Annotated in this window: 17 protein-coding genes; 1 reads left to right on the forward strand and 16 read right to left on the reverse strand. The window is 64.4% G+C overall.

The features are described from left to right. The 9 genes from carB to A2J01_RS32740 form a co-directional block, all read right to left on the reverse strand. Positions 1 to 2,110, reverse strand: a 2,110-nt coding sequence (carB, locus tag A2J01_RS32700) for a carbamoyl-phosphate synthase large subunit (RefSeq protein ID WP_064114361.1), incomplete at its 3' end; no start/stop codon positions are given. Then, entirely contained in the window at positions 2,110 to 3,285 is a 1,176-nt protein-coding gene (gene carA / locus A2J01_RS32705; protein ID WP_007728009.1) for a glutamine-hydrolyzing carbamoyl-phosphate synthase small subunit, read from the reverse strand. The genes carB and carA, both read right to left, overlap by 1 nt. Next, positions 3,282 to 3,848, reverse strand: coding sequence for a PH-like domain-containing protein (locus A2J01_RS32710; protein ID WP_003944773.1), 567 nt, complete (start codon positions 3,846 to 3,848; stop codon positions 3,282 to 3,284). Before A2J01_RS32710 ends, carA begins: the two co-directional genes overlap by 4 nt. Positions 3,849 to 3,854: 6 nt before the next feature. Further along, positions 3,855 to 5,192, reverse strand: coding sequence for a dihydroorotase (locus A2J01_RS32715; protein WP_007728012.1), 1,338 nt, complete (start codon positions 5,190 to 5,192; stop codon positions 3,855 to 3,857). Beyond that, complete coding sequence (locus A2J01_RS32720) at positions 5,189 to 6,133, reverse strand: aspartate carbamoyltransferase catalytic subunit (protein WP_003944883.1); 945 nt, start codon at positions 6,131 to 6,133, stop codon at positions 5,189 to 5,191. The genes A2J01_RS32715 and A2J01_RS32720 overlap by 4 nt, the downstream gene beginning before the upstream one ends. Continuing rightward, on the reverse strand, positions 6,130 to 6,771 hold the full coding sequence (gene pyrR, locus A2J01_RS32725; protein WP_064114362.1) for a bifunctional pyr operon transcriptional regulator/uracil phosphoribosyltransferase PyrR: 642 nt from the start codon (positions 6,769 to 6,771) through the stop codon (positions 6,130 to 6,132). Before pyrR ends, A2J01_RS32720 begins: the two co-directional genes overlap by 4 nt. Before the next feature lie 173 nt (positions 6,772 to 6,944). After that, positions 6,945 to 7,442 carry a transcription antitermination factor NusB gene (gene nusB / locus A2J01_RS32730; RefSeq protein WP_007728014.1) on the reverse strand — a complete coding sequence of 166 codons (498 nt, stop codon included), beginning with the start codon at positions 7,440 to 7,442 and terminating at the stop codon, positions 6,945 to 6,947. After that, positions 7,443 to 8,006 (reverse strand): elongation factor P, encoded by a 564-nt coding sequence (gene efp / locus A2J01_RS32735; protein WP_003944958.1) that lies wholly within the window; start codon positions 8,004 to 8,006, stop codon positions 7,443 to 7,445. A gap of 34 nt (positions 8,007 to 8,040) precedes the next feature. Continuing rightward, positions 8,041 to 9,135: a M24 family metallopeptidase gene (locus A2J01_RS32740; protein WP_003944812.1), complete on the reverse strand. Its 1,095-nt coding sequence runs from the start codon at positions 9,133 to 9,135 to the stop codon at positions 8,041 to 8,043. 111 nt (positions 9,136 to 9,246) lie between these two features. Here A2J01_RS32740 and A2J01_RS32745 point away from each other — a divergent pair, with 111 nt between their 5' ends. Further along, entirely contained in the window at positions 9,247 to 9,855 is a 609-nt protein-coding gene (locus A2J01_RS32745) for a B-4DMT family transporter (protein WP_042919837.1), read from the forward strand. 87 nt (positions 9,856 to 9,942) lie between these two features. Here the strand turns inward: A2J01_RS32745 and aroQ are convergent, their stop codons facing one another. From aroQ to A2J01_RS32780, 7 genes are all read right to left on the reverse strand, one after another. Continuing rightward, on the reverse strand, positions 9,943 to 10,371 hold the full coding sequence (aroQ, locus tag A2J01_RS32750; RefSeq protein ID WP_003944916.1) for a type II 3-dehydroquinate dehydratase: 429 nt from the start codon (positions 10,369 to 10,371) through the stop codon (positions 9,943 to 9,945). After that, complete coding sequence (gene aroB / locus A2J01_RS32755) at positions 10,368 to 11,477, reverse strand: 3-dehydroquinate synthase (RefSeq protein ID WP_003944873.1); 1,110 nt, start codon at positions 11,475 to 11,477, stop codon at positions 10,368 to 10,370. The genes aroQ and aroB overlap by 4 nt, the downstream gene beginning before the upstream one ends. A gap of 25 nt (positions 11,478 to 11,502) precedes the next feature. After that, positions 11,503 to 12,012 (reverse strand): shikimate kinase, encoded by a 510-nt coding sequence (locus tag A2J01_RS32760; RefSeq protein WP_003944778.1) that lies wholly within the window; start codon positions 12,010 to 12,012, stop codon positions 11,503 to 11,505. Between the two features lie 13 nt (positions 12,013 to 12,025). Further along, on the reverse strand, positions 12,026 to 13,213 hold the full coding sequence (gene aroC, locus A2J01_RS32765; RefSeq protein WP_003944974.1) for a chorismate synthase: 1,188 nt from the start codon (positions 13,211 to 13,213) through the stop codon (positions 12,026 to 12,028). A gap of 111 nt (positions 13,214 to 13,324) precedes the next feature. Next, the gene (locus A2J01_RS32770; RefSeq protein ID WP_064114363.1) at positions 13,325 to 14,023 is read right to left on the reverse strand and encodes a S1 family peptidase; all 699 of its coding nucleotides are present in this window, start codon (positions 14,021 to 14,023) and stop codon (positions 13,325 to 13,327) included. A gap of 225 nt (positions 14,024 to 14,248) precedes the next feature. Next, positions 14,249 to 14,770 (reverse strand): prepilin peptidase, encoded by a 522-nt coding sequence (locus A2J01_RS32775; protein ID WP_231916201.1) that lies wholly within the window; start codon positions 14,768 to 14,770, stop codon positions 14,249 to 14,251. A gap of 182 nt (positions 14,771 to 14,952) precedes the next feature. Continuing rightward, positions 14,953 to 15,792, reverse strand: a complete 840-nt coding sequence (locus A2J01_RS32780; protein ID WP_047270380.1) for a shikimate dehydrogenase — start codon at positions 15,790 to 15,792, stop codon at positions 14,953 to 14,955. Positions 15,793 to 15,863 lie beyond the last annotated feature (71 nt).

The raw sequence follows: 15,863 nt of genomic DNA on the forward strand, positions 1-15,863 counted from the left end.
GCAGACCGGCTTCGGTGAGCACGCGACCGAATTCGCCGCGGTCCTCCGCCAGGTCGATGGCTGCGGGGCTGGTTCCCACGATGGGGACGCCGGCAGCTTCGAGACGCTTCGCCAGTCCGAGCGGGGTCTGGCCGCCGAGCTGGACGATGACGCCGGCAACGGTGCCCGACTGCGCCTCCGCGCGGTAGACCTCGAAGACGTCCTCGAACGTCAGCGGCTCGAAGTACAGGCGATCAGCGGTGTCGTAGTCCGTGGAGACGGTCTCGGGGTTGCAGTTGACCATGACGGTCTCGTACCCGGCCTCGGACAGCGTCTGCGCCGCGTGGACACACGAGTAGTCGAACTCGATGCCCTGACCGATGCGGTTGGGGCCGGATCCGAGGATCAGAACCTTGGGTCGCTCGGTCTGCGGAGCAACTTCGGACTCGGCCTCGGGATCGAGCTCGTAGGTCGAGTAGTGGTACGGCGTCTTGGCCTCGAACTCTGCGGCGCAGGTGTCGACGGTCTTGTAGACAGGGCGCACGCCCAGCTGATCACGCAGAGCGCGAACGGCGTCCTCACCTGCGTGCGTGTCACCACCGAGTTCGGGGCGCAGAGCCGCGATCTGGCGGTCCGAGATGCCGTGGTACTTGGCCTGACGCAGGGAAGCCTCGTCGAAAGACTCTGCAGCGCGCAGCTTTTCACCGAGCTCGTGAATCTGCTGGAACTGGTCGAGGAACCACGGATCGATCTTGGTGGCGTCGAAGAGCTGCTCGACAGTTGCGCCGAGCGCGAATGCCTTCTCGATGCCGTACATGCGGCCGTCCTGCGGAACGCTCAGATCGGCGAGCAGTGCATCCAGGCTCTCCGTCTCGATGTCGGCGCCGGTCCAGTAACCCGCACGCTTGGTCTCGAGCGAACGCATGACCTTGCCGAAAGCCTCGGTGAAGTTGCGGCCGATGCTCATGGCCTCGCCCACCGACTTCATCGTGGTGGTCAGAGTTCCGTCGGCACCGGGGAACTTCTCGAAAGCGAACCGCGGAGCCTTGACGACGACGTAGTCGAGCGTCGGCTCGAAGCAAGCCGGGGTTTCCTTGGTGATGTCGTTGACGATCTCGTCGAGCGTGTAGCCGATGGCAAGCTTGGCCGCCATCTTCGCGATCGGGTAACCGGTCGCCTTCGACGCCAGAGCCGACGAGCGGGAGACACGCGGGTTCATCTCGATGACGACCAGGCGGCCGTCCTTCGGGTCCATCGCGAACTGGATGTTGCAGCCGCCGGTGTCGACGCCCACCTCACGCAGAATGTCGATGGAAAGGTCGCGCATCGCCTGGTACTCGCGGTCGGTCAGCGTCATCGCCGGGGCGACGGTGACCGAGTCTCCGGTGTGGACACCGACCGGGTCGACGTTCTCGATGGAGCAGACGATCACGACGTTGTCGCGACTGTCGCGCATGAGCTCGAGTTCGTATTCCTTCCAGCCGAGGATGGATTCCTCGATCAGGACGTTCGCCGTCGGCGACGCGGCCAGACCGCCACCGGCGATGCGGTTGAGATCGTCGACGTCGTACGCCATGCCGGAACCGAGGCCGCCCATGGTGAAGGACGGACGCACGACAACCGGGTAGCCGAGTTCGGCGACCGTGGCGTGTACTTCGTCCATCGTGTAGCAAACTGCGGACTTCGCGGATTCGCCACCGACCTTGGCGACGATGTCCTTGAACTTCTGGCGATCCTCGCCGCGCTGGATGGCGTCGAAGTCGGCGCCGATCAGTTCGACGTCGTACTTCTCGAGGATGCCCTGCTCGTGCAGCGCCACTGCGGCGTTGAGCGCAGTCTGACCGCCGAGCGTCGCGAGGACGGCGTCGATCTTGTTGCCCTGCAAGGCTTCCTTGGCGATGACCTTCTCGAGGAACTCGGCCGTGATCGGCTCGACGTACGTGGCGTCGGCGAACTCGGGGTCCGTCATGATGGTGGCCGGGTTGGAGTTGACCAGGCTGACGCGCAGGCCCTCCTCCTGGAGGACGCGGCAGGCCTGGGTGCCCGAGTAGTCGAACTCGCAGGCCTGACCGATGACGATCGGACCGGAGCCGATTACCAGGATGTGCTTGAGATCTGTACGGCGTGGCATTAGTTCTTGACTCCGGTTTCTTTCCGTGCGGAGAGCAGGCTGGTGAAGCGGTCGAAGAGGTACGCGGCGTCGTGCGGGCCGGCTGCCGCCTCGGGGTGGTACTGCACCGAGAAGGCCGAATCGTCCAGCAGGCGAACACCTTCGACGGCTCCGTCGTTGGCGCAGGTGTGGCTGACCACCGCGCGGCCGAACGGGGTGTCGAATTCCTGACCGGCTTCGCCTTCGAGCGCGAAGCCGTGGTTCTGAGCGGTGATCGCGATGCGACCGGTCTGATGCTCGATCACCGGGATGTTGATTCCGCGGTGGCCGAACTTCATCTTGTAGGTGCTCAGGCCCAGGGCGCGGCCCAGGATCTGGTTGCCGAAGCAGATACCGAACAGCGGCAAGCCCTGTCCGATGACCTCTTTCGTGAGGTGGACTGCGCCGTCGGCGGTGGCTGGGTCACCGGGACCGTTGGAGAGGAACACTCCGTCGGCCTTCAGGTCGAGGATCTGTTCGAGACTCGCGTTGGACGGCAACACGTGGACGCGAATACCGCGCTCGGCGAACATGCGCGGGGTGTTGGTCTTGATACCGAGGTCGATGGCGGCAACCGTGTACAGCGCCTCCCCGCCCTTCGGCTCGACGACGTAGCCGCTGGTGGTGCTGACCTCACCGGCAAGATCGGCGCCGAGCATGGTCGGCTGATCCTGAACCCGTCGGACCAGTTCGTCATCGGCGGCGATGGCTTCACCGGAAAAAATTCCGGCCTTCATCGAACCGCGAGTACGCAGGTGGCGAACCAGGGCGCGGGTGTCGATCCCGGCGATTCCGACGATGCCCTGTTCTTCGAGCTTGGCCTGCAGCGAACCAGTTGCACGCCAGCTCGAGGTGACGCGCGAGGGGTCACGAACGACGTACCCGGCAACCCAGATCTTGGCGCCGGCACGCTCGCCGGTCGGTCCGACCGACTCGTCGTCTTCGTCGTTCCAGCCGGTGTTGCCGATCTGCGGTGCGGTGGAGACGACGATCTGGCGGTGGTAGCTGGGATCGGTGAGCGTTTCCTGGTAGCCGGTCATTCCGGTGCTGAACACCGCTTCGCCCAGGGTCTGTCCAACCGCACCGAAGGTGGTTCCGCGGAACACCCGTCCGTCTTCGAGGACCAGTACTGCGGGGCTGTTGTCAAAGCCGCTCATGCGTTCTTTCCGTTCTGCTCGATGTCGCCAGAGCTTGCGTCTTCGTTGTCATTCGTCTTGTTCGAAGCGGTCTTGTTCGAAGCAGTCACCGGCTTGACCCAGTCCGGATAAACCGTCTTGTCGTCACCGCGCACGCCCGTGTCGATCTCGGTTCCGCTCGGCAATTCCCAGCGAATCACCAGGACGCCGTCCTTGCTCATGACCTTGCCGGCAAGACCGTTCTCCGTGCGGATCGCGCGGATCGACTTCTCCGGAATCCAGATCGCCGACGCGCCGTCACGCTCGACCAGAATTCCGCCGCTGTAGCGGCTGATCTCGCAGGTGGCGCGGAAACCGAGGTCGCCGACGGCGATACGGTCCTGCCAACTGGGTGCGATGGTGCTGCCGACGTACAGGCCGGTGGTCGGCAGGACGAGCAGTTCACCCAGGGTTGCCGGTACCGTCGGCAGTTCGCCGATCTTGTCTTTCTGGCGTCGAGCGCGTCCACGCCAGCCGACGTACATCAGGCCGATCATCGCGACCCAGAAGATCGCCAGACCGATGATCCACAGTGCTCTGTCCATGACGCGCTACTCCTCGCTACTCCGCAGCCGCACATTCCCGTCGTGTGCGGTGATGCGGCCACGTAACAGTGTGGTCGTGACCCGAGCGGGCAATGTCATCGACTCGTACGGAGTGTTATGCGCGACACTCGCCAGGTCGGGACCGTGGACCGTCCACTCGGCCGACGGATCGACCAATGTCAGGTTCGCGGGCTCCCCCACCTCGATGGGACGGCCCTGATCGTCGAGGCCGACGATTGCCGCGGGGCGCTCGCTCATGACCCGGGCAACACCGCGCCAGTCCAACAGGCCGGGCTGGACCATCGTCTGCACGATGATCGAGAGTGCGGTCTCGAGGCCGAGCATTCCAGGGCGAGCGGCTGCGAACTCGCAGCACTTGTCCTGCTCGGCGTGCGGAGCATGGTCGGTCGCGACGCAGTCGATGATTCCCTCGGCCAGACCCTTGCGCAGCGCGGCAACGTCACTGGCCTCACGCAAGGGCGGGTTGACCTTGTTGATCGCGTCGTACGTCTCGAGCCGTGAATCGTCGAGGAGCAGGTGATGCGGGGTGACCTCGGCGGTGATCGAAATCCCTTGGCTGCGAGCCCACTTCACGAGTTCGACGGTTCCGGCGGTGGAGGCGTGGCAGATGTGAACGCGGGCGCCGGCGTCACGCGCGAGCAGTGCGTCGCGGGCCACGATCGATTCTTCGGCTGCTCGCGGCCACCCGGCCAGGCCGAGACGCGCGGCCGTGGGGCCCTCGTGGGCGACCGCACCGACGGTCAAACGCGGCTCTTCCGCGTGCTGGGCGATCAGGACGCCCAGTGAGCTGGAGTATTCGAGCGCGCGACGCATGATCAGTGGGTCGTAGACGCAGTGGCCGTCGTCGGAGAACATCTTGACCTTGCCGACGCCTGCGGCCATGGTCGCCATCTCGGCGAGTTGCTTGCCTTCCAGGCCCGCTGTGACTGCGCCGACGGGGTGGACGTCGACGAGGCCGACTTCCTGCCCGCGTCGCCAGACGTGATCGGTGATGACCACCGAATCGGCGACGGGACTCGTGTTGGCCATCGCGAAGACCGCGGTGTATCCACCCAGAGCCGCTGCCGAGCTTCCGGTTTCGATGGTCTCGGTGTCTTCGCGGCCGGGCTCACGCAGATGTGTGTGCAGGTCCACGAAGCCGGGAAGCAGGATCTGCCCGCCGGCATCGATCACCTCGGATGCCGTGGCCGGATCGAGGTCCACGCCGATCTCGAGGATCGTGCCGTCGCCGACGAGTACGTCGGTGGGCTCACCTTCTCCGTAGATCAGGACTCCGCGGAGCAGGACACTCACGGGTGATTCTCCGTTCTCGTTTCTGGTCACAGCGCACCGTCCTCCGACCCGACCAGCAGTCGGAACAAGACAGCCATGCGCATGTGTACGCCGTTGGTAACCTGTTGCAGTACAGCAGTTTTGGAGGAATCGGCAACGGCGGATGCAATCTCCATGCCGCGCAGCATCGGGCCGGGGTGCAGGACCACCGCGTGATCGGCCAGCATCGCCAGCCGCTTCTCGGACAGGCCGTAGTTGATCGAGTACTCGCGCTGCGACGGGAAGAAGCCACCGTTCATGCGTTCGGCCTGAACCCGCAGCATCAGCACCGCGTCGAGTCCGGGCAGTTCCGCGTCGAGCGAATGCGAAACCGTGACCGGCCACGTGTGCGCACCGACCGGCAGCAGTGTCGGCGGCGCAACAAGAACAACCTCGGCACCGAGCATCGAGAGCAGCAGTGCGTTGGAGCGGGCGACACGGCTGTGCAGGATGTCGCCGACGATGGCGATCCGCTTGCCCTCGATGTCGCCGAGACGCTGGCGAAGGGTCAAAGCGTCGAGAAGCGCCTGAGTGGGGTGCTCGTGCGTGCCGTCACCTGCGTTGATGACTGCCGGGCCACCGTCGTCGGCCGCTCCGGTCCACTTTGCGATCTGGTGGGCGGCGCCCGAAGCCGGGTGGCGCACGATGAGTGCGTCGGCACCGGCCGCGCGCAGGGTCATCGCGGTATCGCGCAGGGATTCACCTTTGGACACCGAGGAACTGGATGCGCTGACATTGATGACGTCGGCACTCATCCATTTGCCTGCCACCTCGAAAGACACCCGGGTGCGCGTCGAGTTCTCGAAGAACACCGTCATGACCGTGCGTCCGCGCAGCGTCGGGAGCTTGCGTACCTCTCGTCCCAGAAGTGCCTGCTCGAACCGTTCTGCCTCGTCGAGAAGTTCTACCGCGGACTCACGATCGAGGTCCGCGATGGAAAGTAGGTGCTTCACGCGTTCTTACCCCCGGAGATGACTACCGCTTCCCTGCCGTCGTGCTCCTGGAGGAGAACCTTGACGTCCTCGGACCTCGCGGTCGGGACGTTCTTGCCGACGTAGTCGGCGCGCAGCGGGAGTTCGCGGTGACCACGATCCACGAGCACTGCGAGTTGGACCGCGCGGGGGCGGCCCAGATCGCGCAACGCGTCAAGTGCCGAGCGCACGGTGCGACCGGAGAAGAGGACGTCGTCCACGAGAACGACCAGCGCATTGTCGACGCCACCCTCGGGGACGGACGTGCGCTCGAGCGGGCGGTGCGGCTTGTTCCGGAGATCGTCGCGGTAGAGGGTGATGTCGAGAGATCCGATGGGAAGACGCACACCGGAGAATTCTTCGACCTTGGCGCGCAGTCGCGTGGCTAGGGTGGTTCCACGCGTCGGGATACCGATCAGGACCACACGAGGGGCAGTTCCCTCGGGTCCGTCGAGTGCGGTCTTCTCGATGATCTCGTGAGCGATCCGCGCGATGGTCCTGCCCACATCCTGGGCGGACAACAATTCGCGGGTTTCGCTGCCTGCCTCGGCACCGACCGGCGCCTTCGAGTTACCTGGACCTGCAAGATCGGATGGGCGAGACCCTTCGGGCACGCTCATGCAGCGACCTCCTTCTCCGCCTCACTGGACGGATCGTTAAAGGATGTCTGACGGTCCCCACCCTATCAGCCGACAGACCTGATCCCGCCGTGCGAGCAGCGACTCCGACCGGTTGTGTGCAGACACACAACGCGCTCGGTGACACTCGCACGGCGGTGGTGGAACAAAACTTGCTACTCGGTACCCGAATCCGATTCCTGCGCGCGCTGGGAGGTCGCGGCCGCAGCCGATCGAACCTGCGGCGCAACGAGAACGACCTGGCCGAGGATTCCGTTGACGAATCCCGGAGAGTCGTCCGTCGAGAGCTGCTTCGCGAGTTCGACGGCCTCGTCCACGGCGACAACCGGCGGAACGTCCGTCGCGTGGAAGAGCTCCCACACGGCGATCCGCAGAATCGCACGGTCGACGGCGGGCAGACGCTCGAGCGTCCAGTCCTGCAGATGCGAGGAGATGACCTGATCGATCCGGTCCAGATTCTCCGCAACGCCGGACACCAACGTGACGGTGTAGGCCGCGACGGGTGCTACCGCGTCGTCCTTGACGGACAGATCGGAACGCTCCGACGCCAGTGCGACCGGATCGAGGTCACGTGCCTCGGCTTCGAAGAGGAAGTCGACGGCACGCTTGCGCGCCTTGTGGCGTGCACCGAGTTTCTTATGTGTGCCGGACACTCAGGAATTCACACGCCCGAGGTAGTTGCCGTCACGAGAATCGACCTTGAGCTTGTCACCGGTGTTGATGAAGAGCGGGACGTTGATCTCGGCACCGGTCTCGAGGGTCGCAGGCTTGGTGCCGCCGGTGGAGCGGTCGCCCTGCAGGCCCGGATCGGTGTGCTTGACGACGAGCTCGACGGTGACCGGAAGCTCGACGAAGAGGGGAACGTCTTCGTGGGTCGCGACCTGGACTGCCATGTTCTCGAGCAGGAAACGCGACTGGTCGCCGACGGTGGATTCGCTGATCGACACCTGGTCGTAGGTGTCGCCGTCCATGAAGATGTAGTCGCTGCCGTCGTGGTACAGGTACGTCATGTCACGACGGTCGACCGTGGCGGTCTCGACCTTCACACCGGCGTTGAACGTCTTGTCCACTACCTTGCCCGAGAGCACGTTCTTGAGCTTGGTGCGCACGAAGGCAGGGCCCTTGCCGGGCTTGACGTGCTGGAACTCGATGATCGTCCACAGCTGGCCTTCGATCTGCAGAACCAGACCATTCTTGAAATCACTGGTGGAAGCCACTTGCTTCGCGTCTCCTAGGGGTCGGGAAACCGTCTCAGACGACGGTAAGGTCTTTTGCGGTCAGTGTGAGCAGCTCTGGCCCCTGCTCACGAACAACGAGCGTGTCCTCGATCCGTACACCTCCGCGCCCGGAGAAGTACACGCCCGGCTCGACGGTCACCGCCGCGCCGGAAAGAAGTGTACCGGTGCCGAGCTTGCCGATCCCCGGTGCTTCGTGGATTTCGAGCCCCACACCGTGGCCGAGGCCGTGCAGGAACAACTCGCCGTAGCCTGCATCGTCGATCACCGCACGGGCGACGGCGTCGACTGCCGCACATTCGACACCCGGCGCGAGCGCGTCGCAACCGGCAGCTTGCGAACGCGCGACGAGCTCGTAGATCTCCCGTTGCCAATCGGAAACGGACTCGAGCACGTAGGTCCGTGTCATGTCCGAGTGGTACCCACCGACCTGGGCTCCGAAGTCGAGTTTGACGAAGTCACCCGACGCCAGGATCGCGTCGGTCGGTCGGTGATGCGGAATCGCCGAGTTGGCGCCGGCCGCCACGATCGTCTCGAAGGAAATACCGTCCGCCCCGTTGTCGAGCATCAGATTTTCCAGCTCGCGGCCGACCTCTCGTTCCGTTCGGCCAGGTCGCAGACCGCCGCGAGCGATCAACTGCGCCAACGCGACATCGGCTGCGGTGCACGCGGCTCGCAACAACTCCACCTCGTACTCGTCCTTGACCATGCGCAATTGTTCGACGAGTCCGCTCACCGGTTCGAACCGGATCTTCGGCGCTGCTTCGGTCCAAGCCCGATGTTCGGCGAACGTCGCCACATGTGACTCGAACGCGAGAACGGGCGCCGTGGACTTCTCGATCAAGTGCGCAGCACTCGAACGGGCGATTTCGGCCCGAAGGTCCGGCACCTGCTCTGACACCTGCGTCACGTAGCGGCCGTCGGTGCAGATCACCGTCTCACGCTCGTCGGACGCTGAATCCGATGCACTGACGACGAGCGCCGCATTGGAACCGGTGAAACCGGTGAGGTATCTGATGTTGAGGAGATCTGTGACGAGAATCGCGTCGAGTTCGCGCTCCGAGAGGAGGCGTCTGAGGGATTCACGGCGTGTTCTGAAGTCGACCGGCATCCCTCGAACCTACCGCCCGCGCAGACCTGCCGATCAACTCGAAACTCGCGGTTACAGCAATAAGTGTGGGTTAGGCCACAAGGTGTAATGGGTTCTAGTTAGGCTGTACCCATGAATGCGTGGTTGGTACGTGGCCTCGGCATGGCCCTGATACATGTTGTGTTTCGTGCGTTGCTCGGTGCAGCGATCGCACAGTGGCCACTTCAGGGGTCCACCCTGCGCTGGCTGTCCCTGTTGATCGTCATCGTCTTCGCCGCGATCTGGGGTGGTATCGACGGCATTCGTGACCGCCGGAACTTCCCCGAACCCGAGGACGGCGCCGATCTGACCATGCTGTGGCTCAAGGCCGCATTGGTCGGCGGGTTCGTCTCCGGCGCTGCCAGCTGGGCACTCAGCCTGGTCCCCTCCCTCGAACTGACCCAGCAGGGCTTGTTCTTCGAGGTGACCTCCGGTGCGGCGTTCACGATCCTTCTCATCTTCGTCCCCGCCATGATCGCCATCACTGTCGGACGCTTCTTCGTCAGCCGTGAACAGCGCAAGAACGGAACAGCTCCGCAGACCCCGTCCCACGAGCGTCACCACGAACCGGTGCCCGTCAGCGAGGGCTACGACTCCCCCACCGAGCAGCACGCATACAGCGGAGCCGCCATGTCCGTCGAGGAATCCGACGCCGATACCGCGGTCTTCCCGGCGATCGATCTGGGCAAGCGCGAGCAGTAACGCCCGCCGTCCACACAACCGAATGCGGCCCCGAGGATATTCTCCTCGGGGCCGCATTCGTGTGACTGTTTTTTCGACTTGCCTCGTTCAGCCTCGCTCGGCGAGGAACCTGATCGCCAGCGGATACGCGGCGACGCCGAGTCCGACGATCACTCCGGTCGCAATCGGACTCAGGTAGGAGTGGTGCCGAAACTCTTCTCGCGCATGAACGTTCGAGATGTGTACCTCGACGAGACCTGCGGTCAGTTCGGCGCATGCATCTCGCAGGACCACCGACGTGTGCGTCAAGCCACCGGCATTGAGGATCACCGGTTCCCCCGCGTCCGCCGCGTCGTGGATCCAACCGAGCAGATCGCCTTCGTGATCGCTCTGACGGACGATCACCTCGACACCGAGCTCCTTGCCTGCCGCGACGCACAATTCGATCAGATCGTCGTGTGTGGTCGCGCCGTAGACCTCGGGCTGACGCTTACCCAGACGCCCCAGATTGGGTCCGTTGACGACGTTGATCCTCACAGCAGGACCGTTCCGCCGGCCGGCCGCGCATCGCGGGCAATCGCGGAGTACGCCGCAACCAGCAGACTCGGATCCGGCCCCTCGAGGCGACCCGGCTTGGCCAGTCCGTCGAGGACCACGAAACGCAGCAGCCCGGCACGGTTCTTCTTGTCGGTCTGCATTCCCTTCATCAGATCGCCGAACGCATCACCGTCGTACGACGTCGGCAGCCCGACGAGATCGAGGATCGACTTGTGACGATCCGCGGTGGCGTCGTCGAGTCGGCCCGCGAGCCGTCCGAGTTCGGCAGCGAAGACCAGGCCGACGGAGACAGCGGCACCGTGGCGCCACTTGTAGCGCTCACGACGTTCGATCGCGTGGCCGAGGGTGTGGCCGTAGTTGAGGATTTCGCGCAGATCCGACTCGCGCAGATCCGCGGCCACGACCTTGGCCTTGACCTCTACGGAGCGCCGAATCAACTCGGGCAGAACAGTTCCCGACGGATCGAGAGCTGCCTTGGGATCGGCTTCGATGAGATCCAGGATCACCGGGTCGGCGATGAATCCGGTCTTGATGACCTCGGCCATGCCGGCAACGATCTCGTTGTGCGGCACAGTCTCGAGCGTCGCGAGATCGATGAACACCGCTCCCGGCTCGTGGAACGAACCGACGAGGTTCTTGCCCGCTTCGGTGTTGATACCGGTCTTGCCGCCCACTGCTGCGTCGACCATCGCGAGCAAGGTGGTGGGGACGTGAACTACCTTGACACCGCGCATCCACGTAGCCGCGACGAAGCCGGTGAGGTCGGTCGCCGCTCCCCCGCCCAAGCTCATGATCGCGTCGCTGCGAGTCAGGCCGATCCGGCCGAGCACGTCCCAGCAGAAGCCCGCCACAGCAAGATCCTTGCCGTCCTCGGCATCGGGGATCTCGATACGGTGGGCGTCGATTCCCTTCTCCGCCAACGCAGCCCGTACGGCCTCCGCGGTCTCTGCCAGCGGCGGCTGATGGAAGATCGCGACAGTGCGCGCGCCGTCGAACTCGGCAACGAGATCACCGAGCAGGCCGCGGCCGATCACGACCGGGTAAGGACTTGCGGTCTTCACCTCTACACGTACGGGTTCGGTCACTGCTCCACTACTCCGCTCCGGTTGTTCATTTGTCTTGAAGTTTCGACACCAGTTGCCCGACGACACGCGCCGGACTTCGGCCGTCGGTCCGAATCCGAATCGTGGCCGAACGCCGGTACAGCGGACGACGACGCCTCATCAACTCCTGGTACTTGACCTTGGGATCTCCGCCGGCCAGCAGCGGGCGATGATTGTTCGCCCCCGTGCGGCGAAGCCCTTCGGCGACACTGATCTCGAGGTAGATGACCGTGTGCCCCTGGAGCAGTTCGCGCGTGCGATCGGAGAGGATCGCGCCACCGCCGAGCGAGACGATTCCGTCGGTGGACTGCAATGCTTCGCGAACCACCGATTCCTCGATTTCACGAAACCGAGGCTCTCCGTCATGGGTGAAGATCTCCGGGATCGTCCTACCCGTGGTCCGTTCGATCTCGGCGTCGGTATCGACCAACTCGAGTTCGAGTGCCTGCGCGAGACGTCGACCGATGGTCGATTTGCCGGCACCGGGCGGACCGATGAGTACAGCCTTCGGCTTCATCGATACGTGAGTCCTATCGAGGCGGTCGGGCTGCGATGCCCTCGGCGTAACGACGGTAGTTGGCAGTGGTTTCAGCAATGGAATCACCACCGAACTTTTCGAGTGCGGCCTGAGCCACCACGAGCGCGACCATCGACTCGGCGACGACGCCGGCGGCCGGAACCGCGCACACGTCGCTGCGCTGGTGGATGGCAACCGCTTCCTCGCCGCTCTCCATGTCGACCGTCGCCAGAGCGCGCGGAACCGTCGAGATCGGCTTCATCGCGGCGCGAACTCGAAGAGCCTCACCATTGGTCATGCCACCTTCGATACCGCCTGCGCGGTTCGTGGAGCGCACGATGCCGTCCGGGCCCGGGCGGATTTCGTCGTGAGCTTCGCTGCCACGACGGCGCGCGGTCTCGAAGCCGTCGCCGACCTCGACACCCTTGATGGCCTGAATTCCCATGAGAGCAGCAGCAAGTCGTGAATCGAGACGCTCGGCGCCGCTGACGAAAGTGCCGAGTCCGACCGGCAGGCCGTGGATGACGACCTCCACGACGCCACCGAGGGTGTCGCCGTCCTTCTTCGCCGATTCGATTTCGGCGATCATCGACTCTTCTGCAGCCTTGTCGAATGCGCGGACCGGGCTCGCGTCGATCGCGTCGAGATCCTTGCCCTCCGGCACGGGTCCGACGTACGGCTCGGAAGCACCGATGGAAATAACGTGTGAAACGACCTCGGCACCGAATACCTGACGCAGGAAGGACCGTGCGACGGTTCCAGCGGCCACGCGGGCTGCGGTCTCGCGAGCGCTGGCGCGCTCGAGGACGGGACGCGCATCGTTGAAGCCGTACTTGAGCATGCCGCTGTAATCGGCGTGTCCGGGACGCGGGCGCGTCAACGGGGCATTGCGAGCCTGATCGGCGAGCAGGTCCGGGTCGACCGGGTCGGCGGACATGATGGTTTCCCACTTGGGCCACTCGGTGTTGCCGATCTCGATGGCCACGGGGCCACCGAGCGTAAATCCGTGGCGGACACCGCCGATGATGGTGACCTTGTCGGCCTCGAACTTCATCCGTGCGCCACGGCCGTAACCGAGTCGACGACGGGCAAGTTCCGACGAGATGGCCTCAGAGGTCACTTCGACCCCCGCGACCATGCCCTCGAGCATCGCGACGAGGGCGGGACCATGGGATTCTCCGGCAGTTATCCAACGCAGCACGCCGACCATCTTTCCACGTCGCAGACCTCAGTTGTCACAGTGGTCCTCCCGGTGAACACAGATGGCCCACACGCACGAGGCGTGTGGGCCATCTCAGAGGTACCTGTGGGTCTAGAACAGGCGGAATCCTCCACCGTTTGCGTTGATGTCAGCCAAACCGATGTTGATGTCCGCCGAGTTGTCGGGAGCGTGGAACGGCGGCGGAAGCGGCTCGAAGCAGTACGGCGGGTAGCCGTTGCTGATCAAGCCCACCAGGCGGTCACCGACGACGAGCGGTCCACCGGAATCACCGGGAATCGAGCACGTGTGCGCGACGATCTCACCGTAGACGGAGTCGTAACCCCAGGTGATACCGCACGTGTTGCCGGTCGAACGGCCTTCCTTGCACACGATCGTGCCCGGGGCCGGCGGGGCGCCGATCCCGTTGATCGTCGTGCCGCCGACGGTACGCAGCGGAGCTACCTTGGCGTCGTCGAGATCGATCACGGCGATGTCCGAGACCGGACTCGAGTAAGAGAACCGACCGATGGGTCCGGCCTCGGGCAGGTACTCGGCGAACACCCGGTCCCCGACAACTCCGCAGTGTCCGGCGGTGAGTGCCACGAGAGAACCGGCGTTGTCGTAGCCGACCGCGGTCAACGTGCATGCTGCAACTCGGTCAGGATCGGAGTGATCCACGTCCGGCAGCAGGATTCCTGAGCCCCCGCCCAGTGCCACCGATGAAGGTGCAGGCGCGGCGCCGGCGACGCCCGCTCCTGCAGCCACAGCCGCCAAACAGGCTGCCGCAGCGACGAAAAGCCTTGTGCGCATAGGTTCCCCCGATAATCGAGTGCGAAACGAGATTCGTTTTGTCCCATTTCCGAAACCTCAGTGAACGTCAGGGTGTGGACATTCGGCAAGTCCGACTCGCCGCATACTGGGACCGCGCGCTGGCAATACCCGCATTTATGAAACCGACGGTTACGTCTTTCCTGCAGTTCACCGTCCGTCGTTGAACGGTCAATAACGCCAGACTTCTCGCGGATGTTGCACTCGTCACGTCAGCCAGGCAAACGCAATCGAACCGCAGGCTGCCAGGCACATCGAGGGTCCGTGCGCAATGGGCGAATTGTGGGCTACCGGCCCTCGTCTTCGCAGTTCCAGCGCGGTGCCCAGCGTTGCGGTGAGCACCGAGGCAGACACCAACGACCACAGCCAGGCGTCCGCTCCCACCAATCCGGTCACGGCGCCCAGAGGAAGCGAGAGCTTCACATCGCCGACGCCCATGGAACCAGGCGACATCACGTGCGCCAGGAGGTGGATTCCGGCGAGCAGTGCCGACCCCACCACCGCCACCCACACCGTTCCCGACACCGTCGCGTAGACCATCACGACGGCGTAGCCCGGCAGCGTGAAACTGTTGGGCAGCCGACGCACAGCCAGGTCGACAGTCGAGATCGCGACGCACCACCACACCACGGCGAGACCGGAAAATAACTGCACCACCGAGGTATTCAGCGCACCGACGACAACCCAGCCTGTTGCGACGGCGCACTGCGGCACACAACAGAAAGTCACGACTGGTCGATAACCGTGTCGCCGCAACCAATTGTCGACGATCGCCCGAGCTCCGAAGCCAGCGACTACCCCCGAGCCTGCCAAGACCATCAACGTCCACATGGTTTCGAGCTTGGCGTCTGCCGTTCGCCAGCGGCAGACTACGAATCGTCTTGTGGACTACCTCGACACTGTGAACAGACCTAAGCGATAGCGGCTGCCATCGCCTCTCGCGGAGCGGGCTTGCCCGTGAACTGCTCTACCTGCCCGAAGGCCTGATTGAGCAACATCTCGAGGCCACCGATCACCGTGCCACCGGCCGCCTCGACAACCGAAGCAAGTGGCGTCGGCCAGGGGTTGTAGATCGCGTCGAGGACAAATCGCGCCTTCCCCAATTGCTGGGCAAAGGGCGCTGCCGCTTCCGCGGGAACGGTACTGACCAAGACCGAGGATTCGGCACAGATCCCGCCTAGCCGTGCGTCGTCGAAGGCGACCAGATCAATGTCCAACCCGACAGCACCGCCGCATTCGATGGCACCGGATGCGCGCCCCGGATCACGCGCGACCACGGTGACTGTCCGAACTCCCATGTCGGCCAACGCGACCAATGCCGGCCGCGCGGTGCCGCCCGCGCCGACAACTACCGCCGAAGTGCCGCTGAGATCGCCGACACCGCCGGCGATCAACGCACCGCTGACTCCGTCGACGTCCGTGCAGTCGGCACGCCAACCGCCGTCGATGCGAACCAGGGTGTTGGCCGAGCCGATGGTCACCGCTCGCGGTGTGCGTTCGGTGGCATATTCGAGTGCTGCGATCTTGCCCGGCATCGTCACCGAGAGGCCGATCCATTCGGGGCCGAGTGAGTCGACGAGGGCAGGCAACTGCTCGCCGGTGCATTCGATCCGCTCGTAGGTCCAATCGCTCAGCCCCAAAGCCGCGTACGCCGCAAGATGCAGCAACGGGGACTTCGAGTGAGCGATCGGGCTTCCGAGAACTGCCGCCTTACGGGGCGTCGCGAGCGAAGTCGCGGTACTACCGTCCACTGTCGAGAATCCCACTTTGCTGTGCCAGTTCGATGTTGGCCAAATGCTCCTCGTAGCTCTTGGTGAAGAGC

Source organism: Rhodococcus sp. EPR-134, from assembly GCF_001647205.1.
GTDB classification, from domain to species: Bacteria; Actinomycetota; Actinomycetes; order Mycobacteriales; family Mycobacteriaceae; genus Rhodococcus_F; species Rhodococcus_F qingshengii.